Raw genomic sequence first — 26,328 nt, forward strand, 5'->3', positions numbered from 1 at the left:
CGTTCTGTTCGTGCGGGCAGGGGCCGAAGAATGCGAACAGTACCTCATCGTAACGAGCACTCGGGTCACCATAACGTCGTCTACGCTGTGCCGAAATCCGGCCGTCGACGGTCGAAATGAGCTGTGGCAGAACGAAATACGTGCACAGAGGGCCGAAAGTGCATCCGAACGGAATAGCAGAGCAGACGCTCTGTAAACTATTGTTCATGCCGAGACCGCGTACCCACGACCCCGAGACGGTCCTCGACGCCGCCGAACACCTCGCCGCGCGCGCCGGACCCGCCGCGGTGACGGTGCGCGCCGTCGCCGCCGCCACCGGAGTATCCAACGGCGCGCTGTATCACACCTTCGCCTCGCGCCAGATCGTGTTGGCCCGCACCTGGTTACGCGCCGCGCACCGATTCCTGGACCTCCAGCGCGCCGATATCGACCGCGCCGTGGCCGCCACCGACCCCGAGGACCGGGTCGACGCGGTCCTCGACGCCGCCGAGGTCCCCGCGCGGCTGGCCATGGCCCACCCCGATTCCGCGCGCCTGCTGCTGGTCGTCGACCGGGCCGAACTGCTCGCCGGCGACCTGCCGCCGGAGCTGGCCCGAGAGATCGCCGACACCGAGAAGGCACTGCTCACCGCCCTGAACCGGCTCGCGCGCGCCCTGTGGGGTCGCGCGGACCGTCGCGCGGTCGCCACGGTCACCACGTGTCTGGTCGATCTGCCCACCGCGCTGCTGCTGCGCCGCGACCGCCTCACCGATCCCCTGGCCCGCGCGCACCTGCGCGCCGCGGTCCGCGCCGTCCTCGACCTCGGTCCCCACTGAGCTCCCCCACTGAAAAGGAAACCCCGATGCCCACACTGCGCCACCATGATTCGATCGCGATCCTCGATTTCGGCGACGGCGAGAACCGCCTGTCCCCGGAGTTCCTGACCGAGGTGCACGCCCTGCTCGACACCGTCGTCGCCGACGGCGCGGCCGCCCTGGTGACCACCGCGACCGGCAAGATCTACTCCAACGGCCTGGACCTGGACTGGCTCGGCGCCAACGGCGACCGGGCCGCGGAGTACGTCGCCTCGGTACACCAGCTCTTCGGACGCGTGCTGACCCTGCCGATGCCCACGGTCGCCGCGATCGGCGGGCACGCCTTCGGAGCGGGCGCGATGGTGGCGATGGCCCACGACTACCGGGTGATGCGCGCCGATCGCGGCTACTTCTGTTTCCCCGAGGCCGATATCCGTATCCCGTTCACCAACGGCATGGCCGCGCTCATCCAGGCCAAGGTCTCGCCCAAGACCGCGATCGCCGCGATGACCACCGCCCGGCGCTTCGGCGGACCCGACGCGCTCGCGGTGGAGCTGGTCGACGCCATCGCCGCCGAGCACGACGTGCTCACCACCGCACTCGATCTGGTCGCGCCCGTGGGCGGCAAGGACCAGCCCACGATGACCGCGATCAAGTCGGTGATGTTCGCCGGGGTCCTCGACGCCTTGCGCGGACGGGACTGAGACTCACGGGAGCCGGGGACCCTTGCCGAGGTAGATGTCACCGCGGTCGTCCCCGGCCCACCCGCCGCCGGTGTAATCGCCGAGCACGAAACACGCGTCGCAGAACTGTTTGCCGAACACGGTCAGGTAGATGCTGCGGTAGGAACTGATCGCGTGCATCTTCACCGACTTGTACGCGGCCTGGGCGGGCGGTTGCGCCTCGAGGAAGGCGTAGCGGCGGAAATCGGCCACCGGTTCGGTCGAAAACCGCACCAGCCCGAGGCGATTGAGGTTGCCCAGGTAGTGGTGGTCGCGGTCGGGCAGCGCGCATCCGGCCATCGCGGCGATCATGGTGATCCCGTCAGCCAGGCGCTGCGAACCGATCCCGAACGGGGCCTTGGTGCGGATGTCGATGGCCGGTTGGGGTCCGGCCACGGCCAGGAAGCGCAGGATGCGGGCTTCGTCGGGGGTCAGGTCGTGCAGGATCGGCACGAACGAGGGGTGCAGGTCGCGGGGTTGCTGCGCGCAGTCCCAGCCCTCGGTGATCATCGCGTCGCCCATCGCCTTGAGGTCGGCGGCGTCGACCTCGTTCTCGACGGGCCCGTAGACCCCGGTGACGGTGCTGGTCAGGCCCAACGCGCTCAACGCGACCCGGCGCAGCAGGTCCACGCGTTCGTCGAAGATCTGCGAGACCGGTTCGCCGGCGCGGATGTCGTCGACGAGGTCGGTGGCGGTGTGCACGGCACCCTTGGTGACCGCGTGCACGATGTGGCGCACCGAGGCGCCGGCGATGCGCGCCAACCCGAGCAGGTCGGTGGGGATGCCGGGGTCGCGTTCGGGGGGTTGTTCGGCCATGTCACGCTCCGAAGATCAGCAGGTGCAGCCCACCGACGAGGGCGCCGAGGATGCCGCCGTGCAGATACAGCAGCCAGGCGTCCTGTTCGATGGCGGTGTAGAGCATTTCGACGAACTCGTCGGGCGGCAGTTCGCGCAGTTTCTCGGTGGCCAGGCGATCCACGCTGGCGGCGGTGGTCTGGGAGAACTCGACGTCTTCGACGAGCCAGGGTTTCATCTCGGTGGCCAGGTTCGCGCCCGCGGTGGCCTGGATGGCGTCGAACTGGCGTGGCCCGATCGCCAACCGGGTCACCGACCGCAGCGGGCCCAGGATCCGGTCGATCTCGGCCTCGAGGAAGTGGGCGATCACCGCGCGGGTCTTGTCACCGCTGGGCCCGTCGAGCAGTTCCTCGGTGACCACGTCGAGGGTGACGATCTGGTAGCCGATCGCGTGGCCGAGGTCAGCGGCGGCCTGGTGTTGGCGTTTGGCGAATTTCGCGACCCGCCACGGGTATTTGTAGCGCGGTTGCGGGGTGGCCGGTTCGAACACCACTTTGATCGCGATGATGTTGACCAGCACACCCACCACCGCCCCGCCCAGCACCACCCACAGCCACGCGGGCAGCAAGTGCACGGCGGTGTAGAGCCAGCCGGGCAGCGTGATCAGCGCGGGGGTGTCGCCGTGGGGGGTGCTGTAGTGCAGCAGCGACAACCACAGCGCCACGATCACCCCGAACGGGAACCCCAGCACCCCGCTGCGGGTCATGAACCGCAGTTCCGGGGCGCCGAGCCCGTAGATGACGTCCTTGAGCAGTTCGGGCCGCCGCCGCAGATACCCGACCACCATGAGTTTCACGTCGAGGAGCTGGTCGATGTTCTCGCCGATGAAGTCGAAGGCCCGGTCGGTGATCGTGGGCAGTTCGGCTTCCACGCGCGTGTAGATGGCTTCCCTGGCGCGCGGGGGCATGTCGGCCCACAGGGTGGGGTGTTCGGTGTCCATGATCGTGTCGACCATCGAGCGCACGTTCGGCAACGCCACCTGGGCGACCTGGGCGGAGATCTTGCGCGGGTCCATCTGGTCGAAGAAGTCCTTGGCGGTGCCGATCTTGGCCACGGCGTTGTCGACCATGAGGCTGGCCATCTTCTCCGAGCGCGCCGGAATGAACCCTTGGAAGCCGAGGATGCCGCCGGGGGCGAAGGTGGGCAGGATCTGCACTTTGCGTGGCAGCAGCGGGAAGATCGTTTTCAGGCCGGGGACGTAGAACCCGGTGAAGCGCACCGGCGCGAACAGCATGATCACCCCGGTCCAGTTGGTGATCAGACCGGCCATGGCGCTGAAGATCGGGATCGAGATCATGTCGACCCAGAACTTGCTCAGACCGGTCGTCTCCTCCCAGTCGAGCAGGCCGAAGAAACCCGCCGCCTCGATCCCAGCATTCATCCGGCGTCCACTCCGTTGTGTGGCGAATATCGCGCGTACCGGTCATCATAGGCGACCGGACAGGCGGTTTCGGTCAACTCGGAGTTGCCCGGTTAAATCGGAGCGAACGCCTCGATCAGGACCAGACGCGGCGTTCGCGCCAGGCGCGTTCGAACGGCAGTCGCCACGATCGCGGGGTCACCAGCTGGTGGATCGCGTTGGGTCCCCACGAGCCGGTGTCGTAGTTGCGTACCGGCGGTGGGTCGTTGAGCAGCGGCGCGGAGATCTCCCACAGGCGTTCGATGCCGTCGGCGGTGGTGAACAGGGTGTGGTCGTTGCGCATCGCGTCGAGGATGAGCCGTTCGTAGGCTTCGAGCACGTCGCCGGCGCGGTCGGTTTCCTCGAGCGCGAACTGCAGGCTGAGCTTGTCGAGTTTCATGCCGACGCCGGGGCGTTTGCCGTAGAACGACAGCGACACCTTCGAGGCGTCGGCCAGGTCGAAGGTGAGGTGGTCGGGTCCGTGCGCGCCGACCCCTGATCCGGCCGGGAACATGCTCTGCGGGGGTTCGCGGAACGCGATCGAGATGATGCGCTGGCCCTGGGCGAGGTATTTGCCGGTGCGCAGGTAGAACGGGACGTCGGCCCAGCGCCAGTTGTCGATGCCGCAGGCCAGCGCGATGAAGGTCTCGGTGTCGGACTCGGGGTCGACGCCGGGTTCGTCGTGGTATCCGCGCACCTGACCGCGCACCACCTTGCGCGGGTCCAGCGGCAGCATCGACCGGAAGACCTTGTTCTTCTCGATCGTGATCGCCTGGGAGTCCAGGGCGGTGGGCGGTTCCATCGCCACGAACGCCAGGATCTGGAACAGGTGGGTGACCACCATGTCGCGGAAGGCGCCGGTGGCGTCGTAGAACTCCGACCGTCCTTCCAGGCTGAGTTTTTCGGGCACATCGATCTGAATGTGGTCGATGAAATTGCGGTTCCAGATCGGTTCGAACAATCCGTTGGCGAATCGGAACGCCAGAATATTGAGCGCGGATTCCTTGCCGAGGAAATGATCGATGCGAAAGATCTGGGATTCGTCGAACACTTCGTGGATGGCGGCGTTGAGGGTGCGGGCGCTGTCGAGATCGGTGCCGAACGGCTTTTCCATGATCACCCGCGAATCCTGGGTGAGCCCCGCCTCGGCGAGCAGCGCGATCACCGACGGGGCGGCTTTGGGCGGCACCGACAGGTAGGCCAATACCTGGGTGTCGGGGCCGAGGATCGCGCGCTGGGCATCCACGGCGTGGCGTAGCGCCTCGGGACCGGCCGTGAGCGGCACATAGCTCAGGGTTTCGGCGAACTCGTCCCAGTCTTTCAGCACTCCACGGCGCGAGGACGCTTCGCACGCGGTGTGGGCCAGGGTGCGAAACGAGGCGTCGTCGAGGTCGTCGAGCGACACCCCGATGATCCGTAATTCCGGGGCCAGATGCGACCGGGACAGGTGCAGTAGACCGGGCAGAAGTTTGCGGCGAGCGAGATCGCCGGTGGCGCCGAACAAGACGACGACATGCGGGGCGGTTTCCGAACCTGTGGCCGACACCGTTCCAAGATTACGGTGCCGGAGTCGATTTCGTCGGCCGAAAGATCAGTGACTGGTGTTGACGAGCAACAGATTGGTGTCGATATCGTGGGTGACCTTGTTGGCCACCGAGCCGAGAAGTCGTGCGGGCCCGCTCATTCCACGATTGCCGATCACGACCAGATCGTATTTCCAGGCCGCGTTGCAGATCGCCTCGGCCGCGGGCACCCCGGTGAGCACGTCGCGGCCCAACAGTTCCGGGTCGGCCACCTCGATCCGGCCCTCGACCTCGATCAGGGTCTGCGCGCCGTCGTCGTCGGTCTTGGCCGAGGTCACCAGGAACGGGCGCGCCCCCATCGACACGGCGAGTTCGTAGCCGCGACGCACCGCGGTCAGCGAACTGTCCGAGCCGTCGGTGGTCAACCCGACCGTGGTCCACCGCTTGGGGACCTTGCGGGTGAAGACCACGTCGGTCTGGCTGTGGTGGGAGACGTGATTGGCGGTGGAGCCGAGCAGGCGCGCCTTGGAACTGCCCAGGCTGCCGCCGCCGATCACCAGCAGCGTGCCGGGTTCGCGTTCGGCGAGTTCGAGCAGCAACGCGCCCGCGACCCCGTCGAGTTCGGTGCGCGAGACCTCGGGGACGCCGGCGTCGGTGAGTGAGCGCGCGGCCTCGGCGCTGGTCTGTTCGGCCCAGGCGGCGTCGGTGCCGGATCGGCGCCCGGCTTCCTTCCACACGCTCACCGCGGTGACCCCGATCCCGAAGCCCACCGCCAGTTCCCCGGCCACCGCTACCGCCGTCCGCGCGGACTCCGAACCATTGGTTCCCACGACGATGCGCTGGTAGCACCCCATGTGACGCTCTCCGATCGACGGCAGGTCAGCTGCGCTGTGGCCCACAGTATAGGCGTCGGCATACCGCGAGCAATCGGTATCAGTGCCGTGGTGCGCGCGGCAACTTCAGGCGTTTGAGGTGCAGGGCGTTCAGTGCCACGATCAGGCTCGACCCCGACATCGCCATCGCGGCGACCTCCGGGCGCATGGTCAGACCCCAGTGCGCGAACACCCCCGCCGCGATCGGCAGCGCGATGCCGTTGTAGCCCACCGCCCAGCCCAGGTTCTGGTGTTCCTTGTGCACGGTGCCGCGCCCGATCCGCAGCGCGGTCGACACCGCGAACGGGTCCGAGCGCATCAGCACCACATCGGCGGTCTGGATGGCCACGTCGGTGCCCGCGCCGATGGCCACGCCCAGGTCCGCGCGGGCCAGGGCGGGCGCGTCGTTGACGCCGTCGCCGACCATCGCGACCTTCTTGCCGGAGTGTTGCAGCTCGGCGATGCGGTCGGCCTTGTCCTCGGGCAACACGTCGGCGATCACGGTGTCGATGCCGAGGTCGGCGGCGATGCGGTCGGCGGTGCCCTTGTTGTCGCCGGTCAGCATGACCACGTCGACGCCGAGTTCGTGCAGGGCCGACACGGCGTCGGCCGAGGTGGGGCGGGGGGCGTCGGCCAGTGCGAGCACGGCTCGAGCGTGTCCGTCGACGGCGACCAGGACCGCGGTGTGGCCCGAGTCGGTGAAGGCGGTGCGGTGCTTGTCCAATTCGCCGAGGGCGATGTGTTCGGTGTCGAGCAGGCGGTGGTTGCCGACGAGCACGTGGTGCCCGTCCACGGTGCCGCGGGCGCCGCGACCGGCCACGTTCTGAAAGTCCTCGACCGAGAGCTGTTGCGCACCATGGCCTTTCGCGTACTCGACGATGGCTTTCGCCAGGGGATGCTCGGAGTCGCGTTCCACCGCGGCGGCCAGCGCGAGGACCCGGTCGGTGTCGACGCCGGACGCGGTGACCACGTCGGTGACCTCGGGTTTGCCCTTGGTCAGGGTGCCGGTCTTGTCCATCACCACCACGTCGATGCGGGCGGCGTCCTCGAGCGCGGTCGCGTTCTTGAACAGCACCCCGCGATTGGCGCCCAGCCCGGTGCCGACCATGATCGCGGTCGGTGTCGCCAGCCCCAACGCGTCCGGGCACGTCACCACCACCACGGTGATCGCGAACAGCAGCGCCTTGCTCAACGACGCGCCGACGAGCAACCACACCACCAGCGTGGTGAGACTGCCCAGCAGGGCGACCAGGGTCAACCAGAACGCGGCCCGATCCGCCAGGCGCTGCCCCGGCGCCTTGGAACTCTGCGCCTGTTGCACCAGCGCCACGATCTGGGCCAGCGCGGTATCGGAGCCGACCTTGGTGGCCTGCACGCGCAGGCTGCCGGTGGAGTTGATGGTCGCGCCGATCACCGACGAACCCGGCTTCTTGTGCACCGGCAGGCTCTCACCGGTCACCATCGACTCGTCGACATCGCCGGACCCGTCGAGCACGGTGCCGTCCACGGGGATCTTCGCGCCCGGTCGCACCAGCAGCACGTCCCCGACCCGCACCTGCGAGGTCGGCACCTCGGATTCGGTGTCCCCGTGCAGCACCACAGCTTTGGGTGGTGACAGGTCCAGCAGGCTGGTCACCGCGTCGCCGGCGCCGCTGCGCGCGCGCATCTCGAGCCAGGGCCCCAGCAGCACGAAGGTCGCCAGCATGGTCGACGCCTCGTAGAACACCTCGCCGCCGCCGGTGCACGTCACATACAGCGAGTACAGCCAGCCGGTCCCGATACCCACCGAGACCAACACCATCATGTCGAGGGTGTGTGCTCGGAGCGCCTTCCACGCACCGGTGAAGAACACCGTCGAGGAGTAGAAGATCACCGGCAGACTCAGGATCAGCATCCAGATATCGGCGCGCATCCCGAACGGCACCGGCAGATGCAGCCCGAACAGGTGCGTGGCCATCGGCGACCACAGCATCACCAGCGTGGAGAAGACCAGCGCGACGAAGAACCGGTTACGCATGTCGCGGGCCATCGCGTCCATCGACATCGACGACGCGTGCTCACACTGGTGGTGCCCGGTCCGGCCGGGGTGGTGCAGGTGGGAGTGGGCCGACGATCGATCGTGCGGATCGGGCATCGCCGCCACCCTCCTCATCGCCGGTCGAGCACGCGACGCGACAGCGCCGAGCGCCTCACTTGCTGGCGACTGTACCGGGCGGACGCGGCGACCCGGGTGAACCGAGACCGAGCTGACGTGCGGGTTCGCGACGGGGTGCGCGCCCCGTCGCGCAGGTCCTCACCTCAGAGCGCGACCCCGAGCAGCGCGTCCACCGCGGTGCGGACCAGGGTGGGCGCCTCGGTGTCGGTGCCGCCGTAGGCGATCGCCTGCTCGGCCCAGTTGTCGATCGCGTCGAGCGCCCGGGGAGTGTCGAGGTCGTCGGCCAGGTGCTGGCGCAACCGCGCGATCGTGTCGGTGGCCGAGGGTCCGGTCGACAGCGACACGGCTTCGCGCCACCGGTCCAGGCGGGTCTGGGCGGCGGTGAGTACCTCCTCGGTCCACATGCGGTCGCTGCGGTAGTGCCCGGCGAGCAGGCCCAGGCGGATCGCGGCGGGATCCACGCCCGCGCGACGCAACCGCGAGACCAGCACGAGGTTGCCCTTGGACTTCGACATCTTCTCGCCGTCGAGGCCGATGAGGCCGGCGTGCACGTAGTGGCGGGCGAAGCGGCGCGTGCCGGTGATGGCCTCGGCGTGCGCGGCGGAGTATTCGTGGTGCGGGTAGATCAGGTCCGAGCCGCCACCCTGGATGTCGAACTCGGCGCCGATGCGGTTGAGCGCGATCGCCGCACACTCGATGTGCCAGCCGGGCCGCCCGGCGCCGAACGGGGCGGGCCAGGACGGTTCACCGGGGCGTTCGGCGCGCCAGAGCAGCGCGTCGATGGTGTCGCGTTTGCCTGCCCGGTCGGGGTCGCCGCCGCGTTCGGCGAACAGGGCCTCCATGGTGGCGCGGTCGTAGCCCGATTCGTACCCGAACTGTTCGGTGGCGTCGGTGCGGAAGTACACGTCGGGGAATTCGGCGTCGTCGACGATGTAGGCGGCGCCGGAGGCCAGCAGCTTCTGTACCAGCTCGACCACCTCCTCGACCGATTCGATCGCGCCGACGTACTGGCGCGGCGGCAGCACCTGCAGTGCGGTCATGTCCTCGCGGAACAGCGCGATCTCGCGGGTGCCCAGCTCGCGCCAGTCGATGCCGTCGCGGGCGGCGCGTTCGAACAGCGGGTCGTCGACGTCGGTGATGTTCTGTACGTAGTGCACGTCGTGGCCCGCGTCGCGCCAGATCCGGTTGACCAGGTCGAAGGTCAGGTAGGTGGCGGCGTGGCCGAGGTGGGTGGCGTCGTAGGGGGTGATGCCGCAGACGTACATCTTCGCGGTCGGGCCGGGGGTGACCGGGCGGACCTGGCCGTCGGCGGTGTCGAACAAACGCAAGGGCGGCCCTGTTCCGGGGACGGTCGGTAGGGCGATTTCGGACCAGGACTGCATGTCTTCGAGGGTAGAGCCCCCGTCGCGGTGTCCGGTTCGCGGGCCGGGTCACGGGGTTGCTCGCGGGCTCGGCGTGCGGCCCGCTACCTGCACACAAACGTGTCGCGGCGCCCGCGTCAAGGGTTGTGTTCAGGCGGATTCGCTGGTCACGGCGGTTTCGACGGAAATCGGTGGGCTGTGGGCCCAGTGTGGGCGCCGCGGTGAGCGAACGGTGGCCATGGCGACGATTGTCACACAGCACAGTTACCTATACATACCTATTGCTCCCTATACGTACCTTCGTTTAGGGTAGTTTTATGACAGATCGTCTCTACTCGGTGGAGCAGGTCGCCGAACTGCTCGGCCTGCACGTGCGCACCGTGCGCGGCTACGTGCGCGAGGGCAAACTTCCCGCAGCCCGCATCGGCAAGCAGTACCGCATCACCCACGACGACCTCGAGGCCTTCACCGGCCTGACCGTCACCACCCCCGCGCCTGCCACCCGCCACCACGCCGAGTCCTCGTGCATCGTCGAGATCGACGACATCGACCGCGCCACCGTCGACCGGATCACCACCCTGCTCACCGCGAGCGCGGGCACCCGCGGCCCCGGCGAGCAGCGCATGCGCGTGGAAACCAGCTACGACCCGAACCGCCACCGCCTCAAAGTGATCCTGCTCGGCACCCTGTCCGACAGCGCCCGCCTGCTCGACTACCTGGACGGAATCCTGAGCTCATGATCTACACCTCCGAGGACGGCCGCCGCCGCGTCGAACAGCGCTACCGCGAGCACCTCGACACCTGGCCGGTCCCCCACGAGCAACGCCGCGTCGACACCACGGCGGGCGAGACCTTCGTAGTGGTCTCCGGTCCGCTCGACGCGCCCCCGCTGGTCCTGCTGCACGGTTCGGGCGCCAACACCAGCGCCTGGCGCGGCGATATCGCCGACTGGGCAACCCATTTCCGGGTGTACGCGGTGGATCTGGTCGGCGAACCCGGTTTCAGTGCCCCCACCCGCGTGGATCTGGACACCGACGCGAGTGCCGGCTGGCTCGACGAGGTCCTCGACGGACTCGGCCTGGATTCGGTGGCCCTGATCGGCATGTCACTGGGCGGGTGGGTCGCCCTCGATTTCGTGCTGCGTCGACCGGGCCGGGTGCGCGCACTGGGTCTGCTGTGCCCGGGGGGACTGGGCAAGCACCGCTACGGCTGGCTGGTCACGGCGATCGGACTGCGGCTGCTGGGTCGCCACCGTGTGCGCGACACCGCGCGCAGGGTGCTGGGTTTGACCGAGGCGCAGGCGGCGCCGGTCCTCGACGACATGGTGCTCACCTTCGACCACTTCTCGCCGCGCCCCGCGAAACTCCCCGCTTTCCCCGAGACGCAACTACGCAATGTGGACATCCCGGTCCTGATAATCGTCGGCGATCGTGACGCCCTGTTCGACTCCGCGCACACCGCCCGACGCGCCCGCGCGATCCCCCGTGCCGAGATACGAGTACTGCCCGGCATCGGCCACGCCGTCCTGAATCAGACTGTGGCACTGAGGGAATTCGTTCGCGCGAACTAGTTCTCGATGCCACCGCTCCCCGACGGGCGGCGGCACCGATCGCCCTCACATCACTGCTGGCGGCACTGCATGTGCGCGGACTCAGGACCCAGCGGGCCCAGTTCCTGCAACGCGAAGTAGGCGGCACCGACCTGGTCGTTGGCCTTCACGGTGACCTCGGGCAGCGGCTGACCGGCGTGGTTGACCGAGGAGCAGACGAAGGTCTTCTCCCCCGACCACCAGCCGCCACCGGGGAACGCCTGGGCGGGCGCGGCCAGCGCGGCGGCGCCTCCGGTGAGCAGGACAGCAGCGGCACAGGTGCTGACAAGAGAACGGGTCGACATTGATTTCCTCATATCTCGCGGGGATAACGAAAGTGCTTGGAGCACACTAGCACCGGCACTGACCAGGAAACAGGCCCCGCGCGACTCAGAACGCGGGCCAGGGAATCGGGCGCGCGGAGTGCGGAATCGGCATCACCGGGTGCTCGAGCAGGGCCTCGACGCGGTGGGTGAGCGCGCTGATCTCGTCGTCGGTGATGTGGGTGGCCAGCGAATCGGCCACGGCGCCGGGCAGTTTCGCGGCGAAGGCGGTGAGGTCGGTGAGCAGCGATTCGTGCACCGGTCGACCCGCCCACCCCCACAGCACCGTGCGCAGTTTCGGTTCGGCGTGCAGGCAGATGCCGTGGTCGACCCCGTAGACCTGCCCGTCGACGCTTTCCAGCGCGTGCCCGCCTTTGCGATCGGCGTTGTTGAGCACCAGGTCCAGCACCGCCATGCGTTGCAGGCGTGGGTCGTCGGCGTGGATGAGCGAGACCTCGTTGCCCTGCTCGTCCAGCGCCCGCAGCACCTCACAGAATCCGTCGGGCACCGTCCCCGGCGAGCACAGGTCCACCAGATCCAGGCGTTGGCGGGTGTCGGTGCGGTTGTCGACCGTGCTCACCCACCGCTGCACCATGCCCGGCCCGAACGGCCCGTCGCGCAGCACGGTTTCGGGGATCACACCCCAGCCGAGCTGTTCGGAGATCAGATACGAGGCCACCTCGCGACCGGCGAGGGTGCCGTCGGGGAAATCCCACAGCGGACGTTCCCCGCGCACCGGCTTGTACACCACCCGCAGCCCGGCGCCGTCGGGTTCGGGGGCGGCGATCTCACACACCAGCGTGAGATTGCTGGCCACCCCGACGCGCCCGACGATGTCGAGCTCGCCCTCGGTGATCACCGACATCGACGCCTCACTCCTCCTCGAGCTCGGCGGCACCGAAGATCTCGCCGCGCTTGTAGCCGTTGGTGCGCACGCACATGTGCCCGCGCGAGGACAGCGGTTCCCCGCACAGCGGGCACGGCGGGCGCCCGGCCGCGATCACCCGCGCCGAGCGCAACGCGAACTCGCGCGCCTGGATCGGGGTCAGGAACACCCGCACCGCGTCGGGGCCCTCGTCGGTGTCGTCGAGCACGACCGACTCGTCGACCTCGGTCTCGGTGATGGCCAACAGCTCCACCACCACGGCGTTGGCGTCGGAGTCCCAGCCCAGACCCATGGTCCCGACCCGGAATTCGGTGTCGATGGGGGTGACCAGCGGCGCGATGTCGGCCACGTCCTCGCCCTCGGGCGGCACCTCGGCGCCGAAGCGGCGCGCGACCTCGTCGAGCAGCAGCCCCATCCGGTCGGCGAGCACCTTGACCTGCTGCTTCTCGAGCAGCACGCTCACCACGAGCGGCTCCTGCACGGCCTGCAGGTAGAACGAACGATCGCCCGGTTCACCGACGGTCCCGGCGACGAAACGATCGGGGGTGCGAAATACATGGATTGCGCGTGACACATGCACCTCCTGATACGTGACCCTGATCGACACTCACGAACACACTGCGCTAAGCGGAATCGCGGTGCCCGGCATTCCCATTATCCGCGCTCGCGGCCGTCGGCACCTCTCCACCGGGGGTCGGTGTCGGTGCGGCGGCCGCGGCGAGCGCGGACAGGTCGGCGCCAGTGTCGTTGAACTTCCACACCGAGGGACCGTGGGTCCCGTAGCGCACGACGCTGATCGAGGCGGGTTCCACCGCGATCCGTTGAAAACTGTCCAGGTGCAGGCCGAGTGCGTCGGCCAGGATCGACTTGATGACGTCGCCGTGCGCGCACGCCACCCACAACACGTCCCGGCCCGCCTTCGCGGCCAGGGTGGTCTCGATATCGCGCACCGCGGCGACCGCGCGCTGCTGGACCTGGGCCAGGCCCTCCCCGCCGGGGAACACCGCGCCCGAGGCGTGGGTCTGCACGACCCGCCACAGCGGTTCGGTGAGCAGCTCGGCGATCGGACGCCCGGTCCAGTCGCCGTAGTCGACCTCGATGAGCCGTTCGTCGTGCTCGGGTTCCAGGCCCAGTTTCGCGGCCAACGGTCCCACCGTGCGCTGACAGCGCAGCAGCGGCGAGCTGGCGATGTGTTCGATCGGCAGGGTGGCGAGTCGGTCGGCGACCGCCGCGGCCTGCTCGACGCCGCGCTCGGTGAGTTCGACACCGGGCGCGCGGCCCGCGAGGGTGCGCGCGGTGTTGGAGGTGGACACTCCGTGTCGGAGCAGGATCACCGTCATGGGACCAGCCTAGTGCGCGTGGACACCGGCGGCTCAGGTCGCGGAGATGACGCCGGCGGCGAGCAGCGCCATCACCACCGTGCCGAGGATGATCCGGTACCCGACGAACCAGTACTGGGAATGGCCGCTGACGAACTTCAACAGCCACGCCACCGAGGCGTAACCGACCACGAACGCCACGATCGTGGCCACGATCAGTTGCGCGCCGCTGGCGTTGAGTCCCTCTCCGGCGGGGGCGAAGGCGTCGGGGAGGCTGAACAGGCCCGACGCGGTGACGGCGGGGATGGCGAGCAGGAACGAGAACCGGTAGGCGGCTTCGCGATCCAGGCCCAGGAACAGGCCCGCGGTGGAGGTCGCGCCGGAGCGGGAGACGCCGGGGATCAGCGCCAGACACTGCGCCAGGCCCATGATCAGGCCGTCGCGGGTGGTGAGCTGGTCGAAGCTGCGGTTCTTGCGGCCGAAGTACTCACCGGCGGCGATGAACAGGGCGAAGAAGATCAGGTTGAACGAGACCAGCCACAGGTTGCGGGCGCCGGTGCGGATCTCGTCTTTGAGCAGGTAGCCCAGCACGCCGATCGGGATGGTCGCGATGATCACGTACCAGCCGATGCGGTAGTCGAGTTCGCGTTGCGCGTCGCGTTCGGCGGCGTCGCGGGCGCTGGCGTACCCGGCGCGGTCGAGCACCGGCAGTTTCGTGGTGGGGCGGTCGGCGACCGCGACCCCGGCATGGGAGCGTTCGCGCCAGCGGATGCCCAGCGTGGTGAACCAGGCGACGACGATGCGGACGATGTCCTTGGCGAAGTAGATCAGCACCGCCAGTTCGGTGCCCAGCTGGGTGACGGCGGTGAACGATGCGCCCGCGTCGTCGCCGAAGAACACCTCCGACACGATGCGCATGTGCGCCGAGGACGAGATCGGCAGGAACTCGGTGAGACCCTGCACCAACCCGAGTATCAATGCCTGCACCCAGGTCATCGACTCGCCCACCGCGTCCTCCTGCTGACTCACGCCCGAAAGACCGCGTCCTGTTGGGCTTTTGCTGATCCGACCGGGCCCGCACGGCCACGATCCCGCAGCGACCCTACCCGTCCGCGCGTTCGGTCGCCGTGCGCGTACCCGTCGGCATCGATCACGTGACATCACGCGGCGGGTCGGGCATCGGGGTGGCGCGTGCGCGCGCATTAGGCTGTCGCCGTGACGAATGCGCGGGCGCGGTGATGGAACAGCGAACGGTGGGACGCAGCGGACTTCGGGTGTCGCGGATCGGGTTGGCGACCCATACCTGGGGGACCCATACCGATGCCGACGAGGCGTCGGTGCAGTTGGCGGCGTTCACCGAGGCCGGTGGCACGCTCGTGGACGTGTCTCCGGTCTACGGCGAGGGTGCCGCGCAGGCCATCCTGGCGGATCTGCTCGGTGAGGTGGTCGCGCGCGAGGACGTGGTCCTCAGCGGCAGCGCGGGCGTGCGGATGCACCCGCCCGGTGCCGGGGTCGGTGACTCGGTGCCCGCCCCGGCGGCGATGGGTCCGGTGATCGATGCCTCGCGGCGCACCCTGCTCGCCCAACTCGACCGGACCCTGCGCGAGCTGGGCACCGACCATCTCGATATCTGGAGCGTCGCGGCCTGGGATCCCTACACTCCGCTCGACGAGGTCGCCGCGACCCTCGAGGCGGCGGTGCGCACCGGGCGGACCCGCTATGTGGGGGTGCGCGGTTTCGCGGCGTGGCAGCTGGCGAGTCTGGCCGCGATCGCGCCGATCACCGCCGCGCAGAGCGCGTATTCGCTGCTCGCGCGCGGTACCGAGCACGAGCTGATCCCGGCCGCGCGCCATCACGGGGTCGGCATCATCGCCTCCGCGCCGCTGGCCGGGGGGATCCTGACCGGCAAATACCGTGACGGGGTGCCCGCGGATTCGCGCGGTGCCGACGAGGCCACCGCCGCGGAGATCCGGCGCCGTCTCGACGACGATCGCGCGACCCGGGTGGTCGACGCGCTGGTGACCGCCGCCGACGGCCTGGGCACCTCGCCGTTGGCGGTGGCGTTGGCCTGGATTCGGGATCGGCCCGGCATCGCGAGCATGATCGTGGGTGCCCGCGATATCGGCCAGCTCACCGGGGTGTTGGCCGCCGAGACCCTCGAGTTGCCGCGCGCGATCGCCGCGGCCCTGGACGATGTGAGCGCCCGTTCCGAATGATGGCTAGCCTTACCTGCATGAAACTGCGTGGTGTGCTGACGGCGATGCTCGCGGCGACGGTGCTGACCGGCGCCGTCGCTTGCACAGGAAGCAATGTTGCATCGACTGCCAATTCCGGTGGTGCGGTCACCGCCCAGCTCGCCGACCTCGACCCGGTCGCCCTCGACCCCGCCCCCACCCCACGCCTGCCGGTGACCGTCACGTCCTACGACGGCACCGACGTGACCGTCACCGACGTCTCCCGGATCATCGCCGTCGACCGATACGGCACCCTCGCCCAGACCGTGTGGGCACTGGGCCTGGGCGACAACCTCGTCGGCCGCAGCACCTCGGCGTCGTTCCCGGCCGTCGCGGACGTGCCGAACGTGGCCGGGGGCAACGGCAGCCTCAGCATCGAAGCGGTCCTGAACCTGCGCCCCTCGGTCTTCCTCACCGACACCACCAGCGCGGCCCCCGCGGTGCGCGAACAGCTGCGCGCGGCCGGGGTGACGGTCGTGTACTTCGACCCGGATCGCCGCATGGACGGCGTGGTCCCCCAGATCGAAGCGGTCGCGACAGCCCTCGGCGTGCCCGAGGCGGGCAGGCAGCTCGGCGCGCGCACCGCCGCCGAGATCGCCGAGGCCACCGCCGCGGTGCCCCCGCAGGAGCGACAGCCCAAGATCGCGTTCCTGTACCTGCGCAGCGCGGCGATCACCATGATGGCCGGGCGCGGCTCGGGCGCCGACTCGCTGATCACCGCGCTCGGCGGCGTCGACGCCGGCACCGCCGCCGGGGTGAACGAGCCGTTCGTCGCGATCACCAGCGAGGCGATGATCGCGGCCGCGCCGGATGTGCTGCTGGTGATGTCGGACGGGCTGAAATCCGTCGGCGGCGTCGAGGGTCTCGAGAAGGTCCCCGGCATCGCCCAGACCCCCGCCGGCCGCAACCAGCGCGTGGTCGACATGTCCGACGCGGTCATCCTGAGCTTCGGCCCCAACACCGGTCGTGTCATCTCGGCACTGTCCGACGCCCTCTACGGGGCCCCGGCATGAGCACTCGACGATCGGCGCGAGCGATCGGGGAACCCGATCACTCCGCTCGCCGCCGTTCGACCGGACCTCGCCGAGCCGACACGCGCGCTCGGTCTGCGGTGAGGTCGACGCCGTGTCCCGGGTCGCCGACCGGACCGGCCGGGCCTCGCGGGCGCTGGTCGACGCCCGATCCGGCACGGCAGGGGGCCGTGTGAGCGGGCCGGACCTCTCCAAAACTCAGCCGCCGCCGCGGATCACCGACGCGACCCCCGACCCGCTGCCACCACCGGGCCACCGGCGCACCCGCGTGACCATCGTGTTCACCGTCGCGCTGCTCGCCCTGGTGGTGTTGGCCGTGGTGTCCTCGGTACTCGGGCAGGTGCCCACCACCGCCGCCGAGGTGCTGGGCAGCGTGGCGCACCGGATCGGCCTCGATATCGGGCCGATGCCCGCGCATCCGGCCGGTGAGGTGACGCTGTGGGAGGTGCGGTTCCCCCGGGTGGCGTTGGCCGTGCTGGTCGGGGCCTCGTTGGCGACGGCGGGCGCGCTGTTGCAGGGCGTGTTCGCCAACCCGCTGGCCGAACCGGGCGTGATCGGGGTGTCCGCCGGTGCGGCGGTCGGCGCGGGCACCGTGATCGTGCTCGGTGGCGCGTTCGTGGCGGCCTGGTCGATCGCGGCCGCGGCCTTCGTCGCCGGGCTGATCACCACCGCCCTGGTCTATGTGCTGTCCAGATCCGGTGGTCGCACCGAGGTGGTGACCCTGATCCTCACCGGCGTCGCGATCAACGCCTTCGCCGGTGGGCTGATCGCGCTGCTGCTGTTCGTCGCCAGTCCCGCCGCCCGCGATCAGATCGTGTTCTGGCAGCTCGGCAGCCTCAACGGCGCCACCTGGCCCGCCGTCGCGATCGTGGCCACCCTCGCCACCACCGGCATCCTGGCCGCCACTCTCATCGCCCCGCGCCTGGACCTGCTCGCCCTGGGCGACTCGGCCGCCCTGCACCTCGGTGTCGACGTGGAGCGCCTGCGCAGGCAGGTGATCGTGGTGGTCGCCGTGCTCACCGCCGCCGGGGTGGCGTTCAGCGGCATCATCTTGTTCGTCGGCCTGATCGTGCCGCACCTGGTCCGCATGATGGTCGGCCCCGGCCACCGCGTCCTGGTCCCCCTCAGCGCGATCGTCGGCGCGGTGGTCCTGCTCGGCGCCGACGTTCTGGCCCGCACCCTCGTCCACAACGCCGACCTGCCCCTGGGCATGCTCACCTCCCTCATCGGCGGCCCGTTCTTCTTCTGGCTGCTGCGCCGCACCCGAGCCCGCGCGGGAGGCTGGGGATGAGCGACTACCCGCCCCCGAATCACCCGCGTGGCCACGAAGTCTCCCGCGTGGTCGATGTCCGACGCCGTCGCGCCGACCCGCGCGGCGGCGCTGCCGCCCCGGCCATGACAGCGGTCCTCGCCCGACGCACCGGGCAGACAGGGGTTCGCGGATGACCGACCATGGAGCAACCCGAAGTCCTTGGCGCGCACTGTTCGCCCGCACACCGGACGTCCCCGCACGCCCCGAGCCCGGAACCGTCACCCTGCGCGCCACCGACCTGACCGTGCGACGCGGCTCGCGCACCGTGCTGGAAGCCGTCGATTTCCAGGTGGCGGCCGGGGAGATCGTCGCCCTCGTCGGCCCCAACGGCGCGGGCAAATCCAGCCTGCTCGCGGCACTGGCGGGCGAGCTCGAACCCACCACCGGCACCGTGAAACTCGAAGGCCATGCCCTGTCGCACTGGTCGCCGGCCGAGATGGCGCGCCGCCGCGCGGTCCTGCCCCAGGCCCATGCCGTCGGTTTCCCGTTCACCGCCCGCGAGGTCGTCGCCATGGGTCGCAGCCCCTGGTTGCACACCCCCGCCGCGGCCGAGGACGCCGCTCTGATCGCCGCCGCGCTGGCCGCGACCGATGTCACCCACCTGGCCGCCCGCATCTTCCCGTCCCTGTCCGGCGGCGAACGCGCCCGCGTCGCCCTGGCCAGGGTGTTGGCCCAGAACACCGCCACGCTGCTGCTCGACGAACCCACCGCCGCCCTCGACCTCGGCCACCAGGAAGCGGTGCTGCGCTTGGCCGCCACCCGCGCCGCCGAGGGTGCGGCGGTGGTCGTGGTGGTCCACGACCTCGGGGTCGCCGCCGCCTACGCCGACCGGGTCACGGTCCTGGACGCGGGCCGCGTCGCCGCCGACGGCCCACCCCGCGAGGTCCTGACCACGCAGCTGCTCACCGCCGTCTACCGCCACCCCGTCGACGTCTTCGACCACCCCACCACCGGCGCCCAACTCGTCCTCCCCGAACGCGACCGCGGCTAACGAAAGTTATTGACCCACAGGTTAAAAACACTTACGGTGGCATCATGGCCCGCCCTCAGAACTTCGACACCGACACGGTCCTCGACCGCGCCATGCAGCAGTTCTGGACCCACGGCTACGCCAACACCTCCCCCGCCCAGCTCGCCGAGGCCACCGGCATCGGAAAAGGCAGCCTCTACAACACTTTCGGCAGCAAGCGTGCCCTGTTCGACCTGACCCTGGACCGCTACGGCCGGCTCAGCGTCGAGATGGCCGAGGATCACATGGCGCGGCCGGGTGCCACGCGCGAGTGTCTGCGCGAATACCTGCGCGCGGCAGTCGATCTCGACATGTCCTTTCCGGTCCGGCGCGGCTGTCTGGCCGTGAACACCGCCGCCGAAATGGGTGGGCACGACCCCGACATCACCGAGAAGCTGCGCGACATCGAACACCGCATCGTCGCCACCCTGGCCGCCCGCATCGATCGGGGGCGCCGCGACGGCGACATCGACGGCGAGATCGACCCACACGCGAGCGCGGCCCTGCTGCTCACCCTCGGCGCCGGCCTGCGTGTGGCGGCCAAGACCAACGACACTGCCCAGCTCTACCGTCTCATCGACGTGGCACTGACCATCCTCTGAATCATCAGAGCCCCCCAACGAAACCGTCTCCCCGGGCCCGGTCGGCACCAGGATCTGGCGCGACGAACACCGCATCGGCGCGCAACTGGCCGCCGCCCAGGGCATTTCCCAGGACCGGTTCCTCGACGCCCTGTCCGATCAGTTCGACATCGCCTCGCGGCGCATCACCGAACCCGAGGAGGTCGCCGCCCTGATCGCCTTCCTGGTCTCGGGCCGCGCGGCCAATATCGTCGGCGCCGACGTGGTGATCGACGGCGGCATCATCAAGACGACCTGAGCCCTACTTCCAGATGATCTTCAACAGGGCGGGGGTGAGCACCATCCGGATGATCGTGGCATCGATGATCAGCGCCACGATCATCCCGTAGGCGATGTATTTCATCAGCACCAGATCCGAGAACCCGAACGCCCCGGTGACCACGATGAGGATCGCGGCGGCCGAGGTGATCACCGACCCGGTGTGGGCCACCCCGTAGCGGATCGACTCCGCCGCGTCGGCGCCGGCGGCGCGTTTCTCGGCGATCCGCGACAGCAGGAACACCTCGTAGTCGGTGGACAGCCCGAAGATCACCGTCACGATCAACGCCACCACCGCGAACATCAGCGGCCCCGGCGTGAAGTGGAACAGCCCGGCGCCGTGGCCCAGCACGAAGATCCAGGTCAGCACGCCCAGGGTGGAGAACAGGCTCAGCGCGCTCATCGCCACGGCTTTCACGGCCAGGATCACCGACCGGAACGCCACGATCATCAAGGCCAGCGCCGCGGCGATGAGGATCGCCAACAGCAGCGGCAACCCGTCGATGAGCCCGTTGATGCTGTCGCGTTCCAGGGCCGGGATCCCGGCGACCATCACCTCCACTCCTGGTGGCGCGGGTAGGGCGCGCAGGGTGTCGATCACCCGGTCGGCGTCGCGTTTGTCACCGAGCCCCGCCGAGAGCACGTTGACGCCGTCCTTGGTGGCCGCCGCCGGTTCGAACCGCCCGGTCAGGCCGGGGATCTGATTGGCCTCGAACCGGATATCGCTGAGCTGCCGGGAGTCGGCGCCGACCACGATCAGCTTCAACGGTTCGGTGCGGAACCCGGGAAACAGTCGGTCGAAGTCCTCCTGCGCCACCCGCGCCGGATTGTCGGTGGCCAGGTACTTCTCGCTGATCCCCCCGAACTCGATGTGGCGCAACGGAATACTGAGCGCCAACAACCCGAGCACGATCGGGATGACCACCGCCCACGGCCGCCGCATCGCCCACCGGGCCAGCCGGGAGAAGAATCCGGCGTCGATCTGGGCCTCGGTCTTGCCCGCCGAGAACCGTTTCCAGCCCAGCCAGTCGATGCGGTGCCCGGCGATGCTCAGCGCGGCCGGGAGCGCGGTCACCGACAGCAGTGCCGCCAACATCACCGCGGAGATGCCGCCGTAGGGCACCGAGCGCAGCACCCCGTTGGGGAAGATGAACAGCGCGCCCAGGCTGACCGCGATGATCGCGGCCGAGAAGATCACGGTGCGTCCGGCGGTGGCAACGGTGCGCGCGGTGGCGTCCTCGATCGAGCGCCCGGCGGCGAGTTCCTCGCGGAACCGGGTCACCGTGAACAGCCCGTAGTCGATCGCCAATCCCAGTGCCACCAGGGTCATCACCGCGCTGGCGAACACATTGACTTCGATGTGGGCGGTGAGCACCCGCAGGATGCCCGAGGTGCCCAGGATGGTGAGGCCGCCGATCAGCACCGGCAGCAGCGCGCCGATGATGCCGCCGAACACGAAGTACAGCAGGATCGCCACGATCGGCAACGCGATGATCTCCGCGCGCCGGATGTCGTGCTGCATTCCGATATTGATGCCCTCGACCACCGGCTGCAATCCGGCCAGCTGCACGGTCGTGCCACCGGGCCCACCACCGGGCACCCCCGCGTTCAAGTGCGGTTTCAGGGCCAGATAGTTGTTGACCGTGGCCGTGCCGCCGCCACCGGCGATGCCGATGCTTGCGAAGGCGTGCTCCTTGCTCGGGTCGGAGGCGTTCGCCGAGAAGGGGCTGTCCCAGTAGCTGTCGATCTTGTGGATGCGTTCGCCGTAGTCGCGGCGCAACTCGGCCAGCGCCGTGGTGACCGGGCCGCGCACGGCCGGGTCGTCGACGGTGGTGCCGGGCGGGGCGGTGTAGATGACGATCAGATCGCCGTCGGTGTCGCGTCCGAAGATGTCGTCGGCCAGTTTCGAGGCCGCCACCGACTGGCTGGACTCGTCGAACCAGCCCTCCTGGGTGTAGCGGTCGGACAGGTCGCGCCCGAACCAGCCCGAGACGAGCACGGCGAGCACGAAGAAACCCAGGACAGCGAAACGGTGGCGGTGGACGAACCGGCCCCACCGGATGGATCGAGATTCGCTCATCTCAACCGCAGGCAGCGGTGCGATAGTCGGCCGAACGCAGGATGCCGCACAGGTCGGTGCGCGAGATCTTCCACTTTCCGTCGAGCAGCACGAAATGCACGATGGTGGTGCGCACATTGGTGCCCGAGCCGTCCTTGTCCAGGCGCATGGTGGCGGTGAGGGTGCCGTCGCGGTTGTCGAAGACCGGGTCGACGACGCCGTAGACGGCGTGCGGGTTGTCGCGCAGCGCCCGGTACATGTCGGGGATGGCGTCGGAGAACGCGGCACCGTCCTCGATCAGGTCGGTGCGTTCGACATCGGGCAGGTTCGGGTCGAGGGCCTGCTTGATCTGGGCGTCGAGCTGTTGGGCGTTCGGCAGCGGCACGTTGGCCTTGCTGGCCGAGATCGCGACCGAGGAGGCGAGGGAGGCGTTGGCCGAGGACCGTGCGGCGTCGACCGAGGCCTCGTCGGAGGTTCCCGCGCAGGCGGAAACAGCGACGAGGGCCGTGAGGCAGGCGGTGGCCGCAGCGGCCCTGGCGAAAAGTGTGGAAGACATCACCATCTACATACCATCTATGACCGCGCTGATCCGGCCCAGGATGGTCCGAACTGTGGAGATCTCACCGGTGCGGGCGCCCTCGACCGGGACGACGGTGGGCAGCAGGTCGCGCACGAACGCGGCGATACTGCGTTCGTCGCCGAGGTCGATATCGGTCACCGAGGCGTGCGCGTGCGCCACCACGTCGGCCGATCCGGGCACCGCCTCGCCCAGGTCGGCGCGGTAGACCTGCACCGACAGGGTGGCCCCGCGCGTGCGGAAGGCGAAGGGGTGTCCGTCGTCGGTGGTGCCGAATCCGTGCGCGAACGGGCCGACCCCGATGTCGTCGATGCCGAATCCCGCGGGTGTCCGGTCGGTCATCGTGGGTTTCTCCTGCCGTGACGGGCAATCAATTGTCGACGTGTCAACAGTAACGCGCGTCACTGACAGCCCCGACGGCCGCTACCCGGTCGGAGCTACCGGTGAGTCATCATGGTCAGATGGTGATCAAGCGTTCACCAGTTGCGGAGTGAAGGAGTTCGGTGCATGCGCCCTCGCGGCTCGGTCGCCTCTGCGTTGGTCTGCGCGGCGGTAGTGATGGTGGCGACCGGCTGTAGCGGTGACGACGGCCCCGACGTGCCGACCCGCCCCGCGGCCACCGCGGCCGTGTCCCCCGCCTCGAGCAATCCCGCAGGTCAGGTCTTCGCGGCCGCCGCGATCAAGGCCGTGCTCGTCGAACGCGAGACTGGTCGCCTGGTCGCGCTCGACACCGCGGGCACCACCGTGTCGCTGCTCGACCCCGCCGCGACCACCCGCGCGATCACCCTGCCCGTCGCGGGCAACGCCCTGGCCCAGGGCGGGCCGGGGGAGATCCTCGTCGCCGCCCCCGGCCGGGTCGTGCGCGTGGACGTGAGCACCGGCGCCCTCACCGAGACCCCCGTCGACGGCGAGGTGCGCAGCGCGCAAATCCGCGGCGACGGCACCCTGATCGTCGGCACCGCCGACGGCACGGTCCGCGAACTGAGCCCCGACGGCACCGTCACCCGCACGATCACCGGCCTGGTCTCGGCCGATGTCATCGCCCTGACCGGCGAGAACATCACCGTCCTGGACCGCAGGCAGACCGCGGTCGTGGCCGTCGGCGCCGACGCGTTGGGCCTGATGCTGCGCGCCGGGGACGGGGCCACCAACGCCGTGGCCGACCCGCACGGGCGCATCATCGTCGCCGACACCGACGGCGGTGAACTGCTGGTCTATTCGGCCGGTCCGCTCGTGCTGCGCCAGCGTTTCCCGGTATCATCGTCGCCTTACGCGCTCGCTTACGACCCGCGCTCGGACACGGTGTGGGTCAGCCGCACACAGCGCAACGAGGTCGTCGGCTACGACCTGTCGACCGGCATCGGTGTCGAGGTGGCCAGGTTCACGACCGTGCGCCAACCCGATTCGATGACCGTCGACGCCCGCACCGGCGACCTGTACGTGGCCTCGGCCACCGGCGACGGGGTGCAGCGGATCGGCGCGGACGAGCGGAAGGCAGGGCAGTGATGAAGCCTCGAAGTTCACGCTCGGCGGTCCCGCCGAGCTGGGAGACCAGCAACGACGACTACGAATACGTGCCCCTGCGGCTGCCCCCGGATGTCAACCGGGTCACCGCCTCGATGCGACTGGCCATCCAGGCCGAATTCGGTGGCTGGGAGTTGTCCCGGGTGCGCGCCTACACCGACGGCAGTCGCCGGGTGCTGTTGCGCCGCCGCAAGAACGCCGTCCTGCCAGTGCCCGAACCCGGATTGTGAGCCGACCATGTACGCCCTGTTCCTACGCCTGATGTTCCTGATCCCGCCGGAGCGGGTGCATCATCTGGTCTTCACGGCCCTGCGTTTCGCCACCTGGTTCCCGCCCACGCGCTGGTTGGCCCGCAAGCTCACCGTGGTCGCCGATCCGATCCTGACCACCACCGCGTTCGGTGTCGACTTCCCCGCCCCGCTGGGCCTGGCGGCCGGGTTCGACAAGAACGCCGACGGCGTGAACGCCTGGGGCACACTGGGTTTCGGTTTCGCCGAGATCGGCACCGTGACCGCGCACGCCCAGCCCGGCAATCCCGCGCCGCGCCTGTTCCGGCTGCCGGCCGACCACGCCCTGATCAACCGGATGGGTTTCAACAACCACGGCGCGGCCGCCGCGGCCGCGCGCCTGCACGGCGCGCACCCGAGCGTGCCGATCGGGGCCAATATCGGCAAGACCAAGGTCACCGAACCCGAGCACGCCCCCGACGACTACGCCACCAGCGCCCGATTACTCGGCCCGCTCGCGGACTTCGTCGTGGTCAACGTGTCCTCCCCGAACACCCCCGGGCTGCGTGATCTGCAAGCCGTGGAATCGCTGCGCCCGATCCTGCTGGCCGTGCTCGACAGCGTCTCGGTGCCGGTGCTGGTCAAGATCGCCCCCGACCTGTCCGACGAGGACATCGACGCCGTCGCCGATCTGGCCGTGGAACTGGGCCTGGCCGGCATCGTCGCCACCAACACCACCATCCGCCGCGACGGCCTGGCCACCCCCGCCGCCGAAGTCGAGGCCATGGGCGCGGGCGGCCTGTCCGGCGCCCCCGTGGCCGAACGGTCCCTGCAGGTCCTGCGCCGCCTCTACGCCCGCGTCGGTGATCAGGTGGTGCTGATCTCGGTCGGCGGCATCGAAACCCCCGAGCAGGCCTGGGAACGCATCCTGGCCGGTGCCACCCTGCTGCAGGGCTACACCGGGTTCATCTACGGTGGCCCGTTCTGGACCACCCGCATCCACCGCGGCATCGCGGCCAACCTGCGCGCCGGCGGGTACGCCCGGCTGGCCGACGCGGTCGGCGCCGAGCACCGCGCGCACTCGGCCTGAGCCCTCAGCCGTAGTTGACCCGCGGGCTGGGCCCGCCGGTCAGTTGCGCCGAACGCCACCGCAGCACCGGCGCCGGGGGGTCGTGAAAAGACCGACCGGGCTGCTCGCCGCGTTCGCGGGCCGCCATGTTCTTGGCGAGTTTGATCAGCGCCTGCTGCCACATGATGCCGAGGATGTCGGCGCGGGCGCTGATCTGGGCGTGCACGAGTCGATCGTGAGCGGCGGTGAGATCGCTGGCGAGCTCGTCGAGTTCCATGCCCGCCCACGCCTGCTCGCGGCTGAGCGGGTGTTCGGGCAACCAGCTCAACCGCCAGTGCTCGCCGTCGACGCGTTGCGCGAATTCCGGTGTGCGGTCGCTGCGCAGGGTGTCGTCGGTGTCGTGAATTGTCATCGCAGACCTGCCTTTCCCGGCGAGGCGCTGCGCCCTCCCCGAGCGTCCGGCGGGGCTCGCGCCCCTGTAACCCAGTGTGGCATTTGCCAATTGCCTCGGTCAATTGCCATTCTTAGGAGGTAATTGCCGCGACGGGGCCCAGCAAACCCGCCACTGTGGCGATCGCACCGTTGAGAGG

The 26,328-nt window shown here is 69.5% G+C and carries 28 protein-coding genes; 13 read left to right on the top strand and 15 right to left on the bottom strand.

Annotated elements, in window-relative coordinates; translation table 11 throughout:
• Positions 1 to 206: 206 nt before the first annotated feature.
• Positions 207 to 815 carry a TetR family transcriptional regulator gene (locus ACFP3H_RS04695; protein ID WP_378600114.1) on the top strand — a complete coding sequence of 203 codons (609 nt, stop codon included), beginning with the start codon at positions 207 to 209 and terminating at the stop codon, positions 813 to 815.
• Between the two features lie 26 nt (positions 816 to 841).
• Positions 842 to 1,498: an enoyl-CoA hydratase/isomerase family protein gene (locus tag ACFP3H_RS04700; protein ID WP_378600117.1), complete on the top strand. Its 657-nt coding sequence runs from the start codon at positions 842 to 844 to the stop codon at positions 1,496 to 1,498.
• Between the two features lie 3 nt (positions 1,499 to 1,501).
• Here the strand turns inward: ACFP3H_RS04700 and ACFP3H_RS04705 are convergent, their stop codons facing one another.
• From ACFP3H_RS04705 to mshC, 6 genes are all read right to left on the bottom strand, one after another.
• On the bottom strand, positions 1,502 to 2,332 hold the full coding sequence (locus ACFP3H_RS04705) for an Abi-alpha family protein (protein ID WP_378600119.1): 831 nt from the start codon (positions 2,330 to 2,332) through the stop codon (positions 1,502 to 1,504).
• A 1-nt stretch (position 2,333) separates the two neighbouring features.
• Positions 2,334 to 3,752, bottom strand: coding sequence for a DUF445 domain-containing protein (locus ACFP3H_RS04710; RefSeq protein ID WP_378600122.1), 1,419 nt, complete (start codon positions 3,750 to 3,752; stop codon positions 2,334 to 2,336).
• Positions 3,753 to 3,867: 115 nt separating this feature from the next.
• Positions 3,868 to 5,316: a glucose-6-phosphate dehydrogenase gene (zwf, locus tag ACFP3H_RS04715; protein WP_378600124.1), complete on the bottom strand. Its 1,449-nt coding sequence runs from the start codon at positions 5,314 to 5,316 to the stop codon at positions 3,868 to 3,870.
• 45 nt (positions 5,317 to 5,361) lie between these two features.
• A complete protein-coding gene (locus tag ACFP3H_RS04720) occupies positions 5,362 to 6,147 on the bottom strand; it encodes a universal stress protein (RefSeq protein ID WP_378600127.1) in 786 nt (261 codons plus the stop codon).
• Positions 6,148 to 6,226: 79 nt separating this feature from the next.
• The gene (locus tag ACFP3H_RS04725; protein WP_378600130.1) at positions 6,227 to 8,299 is read right to left on the bottom strand and encodes a heavy metal translocating P-type ATPase; all 2,073 of its coding nucleotides are present in this window, start codon (positions 8,297 to 8,299) and stop codon (positions 6,227 to 6,229) included.
• 164 nt (positions 8,300 to 8,463) lie between these two features.
• Positions 8,464 to 9,702, bottom strand: coding sequence for a cysteine--1-D-myo-inosityl 2-amino-2-deoxy-alpha-D-glucopyranoside ligase (gene mshC, locus ACFP3H_RS04730; protein ID WP_378600132.1), 1,239 nt, complete (start codon positions 9,700 to 9,702; stop codon positions 8,464 to 8,466).
• Positions 9,703 to 9,998: 296 nt separating this feature from the next.
• Here mshC and ACFP3H_RS04735 point away from each other — a divergent pair, with 296 nt between their 5' ends.
• Positions 9,999 to 10,421, top strand: a complete 423-nt coding sequence (locus ACFP3H_RS04735) for a helix-turn-helix domain-containing protein (RefSeq protein ID WP_378600135.1) — start codon at positions 9,999 to 10,001, stop codon at positions 10,419 to 10,421.
• On the top strand, positions 10,418 to 11,251 hold the full coding sequence (locus ACFP3H_RS04740) for an alpha/beta fold hydrolase (protein WP_378600138.1): 834 nt from the start codon (positions 10,418 to 10,420) through the stop codon (positions 11,249 to 11,251). Before ACFP3H_RS04735 ends, ACFP3H_RS04740 begins: the two co-directional genes overlap by 4 nt.
• 50 nt (positions 11,252 to 11,301) lie before the next feature.
• Here the strand turns inward: ACFP3H_RS04740 and ACFP3H_RS04745 are convergent, their stop codons facing one another.
• The 5 genes from ACFP3H_RS04745 to ACFP3H_RS04765 form a co-directional block, all read right to left on the bottom strand.
• Positions 11,302 to 11,574, bottom strand: coding sequence for a hypothetical protein (locus ACFP3H_RS04745; protein ID WP_378600140.1), 273 nt, complete (start codon positions 11,572 to 11,574; stop codon positions 11,302 to 11,304).
• Positions 11,575 to 11,659: 85 nt separating this feature from the next.
• The gene (locus ACFP3H_RS04750) at positions 11,660 to 12,457 is read right to left on the bottom strand and encodes an SCO1664 family protein (protein WP_378600143.1); all 798 of its coding nucleotides are present in this window, start codon (positions 12,455 to 12,457) and stop codon (positions 11,660 to 11,662) included.
• 7 nt (positions 12,458 to 12,464) lie between these two features.
• Positions 12,465 to 13,052: a DUF3090 domain-containing protein gene (locus ACFP3H_RS04755; RefSeq protein WP_378600145.1), complete on the bottom strand. Its 588-nt coding sequence runs from the start codon at positions 13,050 to 13,052 to the stop codon at positions 12,465 to 12,467.
• A 49-nt stretch (positions 13,053 to 13,101) separates the two neighbouring features.
• The gene (locus ACFP3H_RS04760) at positions 13,102 to 13,818 is read right to left on the bottom strand and encodes a histidine phosphatase family protein (RefSeq protein ID WP_378600148.1); all 717 of its coding nucleotides are present in this window, start codon (positions 13,816 to 13,818) and stop codon (positions 13,102 to 13,104) included.
• 33 nt (positions 13,819 to 13,851) lie between these two features.
• A complete protein-coding gene (locus ACFP3H_RS04765; protein ID WP_378601578.1) occupies positions 13,852 to 14,793 on the bottom strand; it encodes an undecaprenyl-diphosphate phosphatase in 942 nt (313 codons plus the stop codon).
• Between the two features lie 242 nt (positions 14,794 to 15,035).
• On the opposite strand from ACFP3H_RS04765, the gene ACFP3H_RS04770 reads away from it, so the two are divergent.
• The 6 genes from ACFP3H_RS04770 to ACFP3H_RS04795 all read left to right on the top strand — a co-directional run bounded on the left by ACFP3H_RS04770 (position 15,036) and on the right by ACFP3H_RS04795 (position 20,262).
• The gene (locus ACFP3H_RS04770) at positions 15,036 to 16,013 is read left to right on the top strand and encodes an aldo/keto reductase (protein ID WP_378600150.1); all 978 of its coding nucleotides are present in this window, start codon (positions 15,036 to 15,038) and stop codon (positions 16,011 to 16,013) included.
• Positions 16,014 to 16,030: 17 nt separating this feature from the next.
• The gene (locus tag ACFP3H_RS04775) at positions 16,031 to 17,044 is read left to right on the top strand and encodes a heme/hemin ABC transporter substrate-binding protein (protein WP_378600153.1); all 1,014 of its coding nucleotides are present in this window, start codon (positions 16,031 to 16,033) and stop codon (positions 17,042 to 17,044) included.
• A gap of 256 nt (positions 17,045 to 17,300) precedes the next feature.
• A complete protein-coding gene (locus ACFP3H_RS04780; RefSeq protein WP_378601581.1) occupies positions 17,301 to 18,353 on the top strand; it encodes a FecCD family ABC transporter permease in 1,053 nt (350 codons plus the stop codon).
• 151 nt (positions 18,354 to 18,504) lie between these two features.
• Positions 18,505 to 19,365 (top strand): heme ABC transporter ATP-binding protein, encoded by an 861-nt coding sequence (locus ACFP3H_RS04785; protein WP_378600155.1) that lies wholly within the window; start codon positions 18,505 to 18,507, stop codon positions 19,363 to 19,365.
• Between the two features lie 44 nt (positions 19,366 to 19,409).
• Positions 19,410 to 19,985, top strand: coding sequence for a TetR/AcrR family transcriptional regulator (locus tag ACFP3H_RS04790; RefSeq protein ID WP_378600158.1), 576 nt, complete (start codon positions 19,410 to 19,412; stop codon positions 19,983 to 19,985).
• A gap of 148 nt (positions 19,986 to 20,133) precedes the next feature.
• A complete protein-coding gene (locus ACFP3H_RS04795) occupies positions 20,134 to 20,262 on the top strand; it encodes an SDR family oxidoreductase (RefSeq protein WP_378601583.1) in 129 nt (42 codons plus the stop codon).
• A 3-nt stretch (positions 20,263 to 20,265) separates the two neighbouring features.
• On the opposite strand, the gene ACFP3H_RS04800 is transcribed toward ACFP3H_RS04795, so the two are convergent.
• Genes ACFP3H_RS04800 through ACFP3H_RS04810 form a run of 3 tightly spaced genes read right to left on the bottom strand, consistent with a single transcriptional unit; the run spans position 20,266 to position 23,260 of the window.
• Entirely contained in the window at positions 20,266 to 22,362 is a 2,097-nt protein-coding gene (locus ACFP3H_RS04800) for an MMPL family transporter (protein ID WP_378600161.1), read from the bottom strand.
• Between the two features lies 1 nt (position 22,363).
• Positions 22,364 to 22,897 (bottom strand): WKL family lipoprotein, encoded by a 534-nt coding sequence (locus ACFP3H_RS04805; RefSeq protein WP_378600163.1) that lies wholly within the window; start codon positions 22,895 to 22,897, stop codon positions 22,364 to 22,366.
• Between the two features lie 6 nt (positions 22,898 to 22,903).
• The gene (locus ACFP3H_RS04810; protein ID WP_378600166.1) at positions 22,904 to 23,260 is read right to left on the bottom strand and encodes a hypothetical protein; all 357 of its coding nucleotides are present in this window, start codon (positions 23,258 to 23,260) and stop codon (positions 22,904 to 22,906) included.
• Positions 23,261 to 23,425: 165 nt separating this feature from the next.
• On the opposite strand from ACFP3H_RS04810, the gene ACFP3H_RS04815 reads away from it, so the two are divergent.
• The 3 genes from ACFP3H_RS04815 to ACFP3H_RS04825 are packed head-to-tail and all read left to right on the top strand — an operon-like array spanning position 23,426 to position 25,759.
• Positions 23,426 to 24,424, top strand: a complete 999-nt coding sequence (locus tag ACFP3H_RS04815) for a YncE family protein (RefSeq protein WP_378600168.1) — start codon at positions 23,426 to 23,428, stop codon at positions 24,422 to 24,424.
• Positions 24,424 to 24,672, top strand: a complete 249-nt coding sequence (locus ACFP3H_RS04820; protein ID WP_378600170.1) for a DUF5703 family protein — start codon at positions 24,424 to 24,426, stop codon at positions 24,670 to 24,672. The genes ACFP3H_RS04815 and ACFP3H_RS04820 overlap by 1 nt, the downstream gene beginning before the upstream one ends.
• A 7-nt stretch (positions 24,673 to 24,679) precedes the next feature.
• Complete coding sequence (locus tag ACFP3H_RS04825; protein ID WP_378600173.1) at positions 24,680 to 25,759, top strand: quinone-dependent dihydroorotate dehydrogenase; 1,080 nt, start codon at positions 24,680 to 24,682, stop codon at positions 25,757 to 25,759.
• 4 nt (positions 25,760 to 25,763) lie between these two features.
• On the opposite strand, the gene ACFP3H_RS04830 is transcribed toward ACFP3H_RS04825, so the two are convergent.
• Positions 25,764 to 26,150, bottom strand: coding sequence for a hypothetical protein (locus tag ACFP3H_RS04830; protein ID WP_378600176.1), 387 nt, complete (start codon positions 26,148 to 26,150; stop codon positions 25,764 to 25,766).
• Positions 26,151 to 26,328 lie beyond the last annotated feature (178 nt).

The organism is Nocardia lasii, assembly GCF_042658545.1.
Classification (GTDB): domain Bacteria; phylum Actinomycetota; class Actinomycetes; order Mycobacteriales; family Mycobacteriaceae; genus Nocardia; species Nocardia lasii.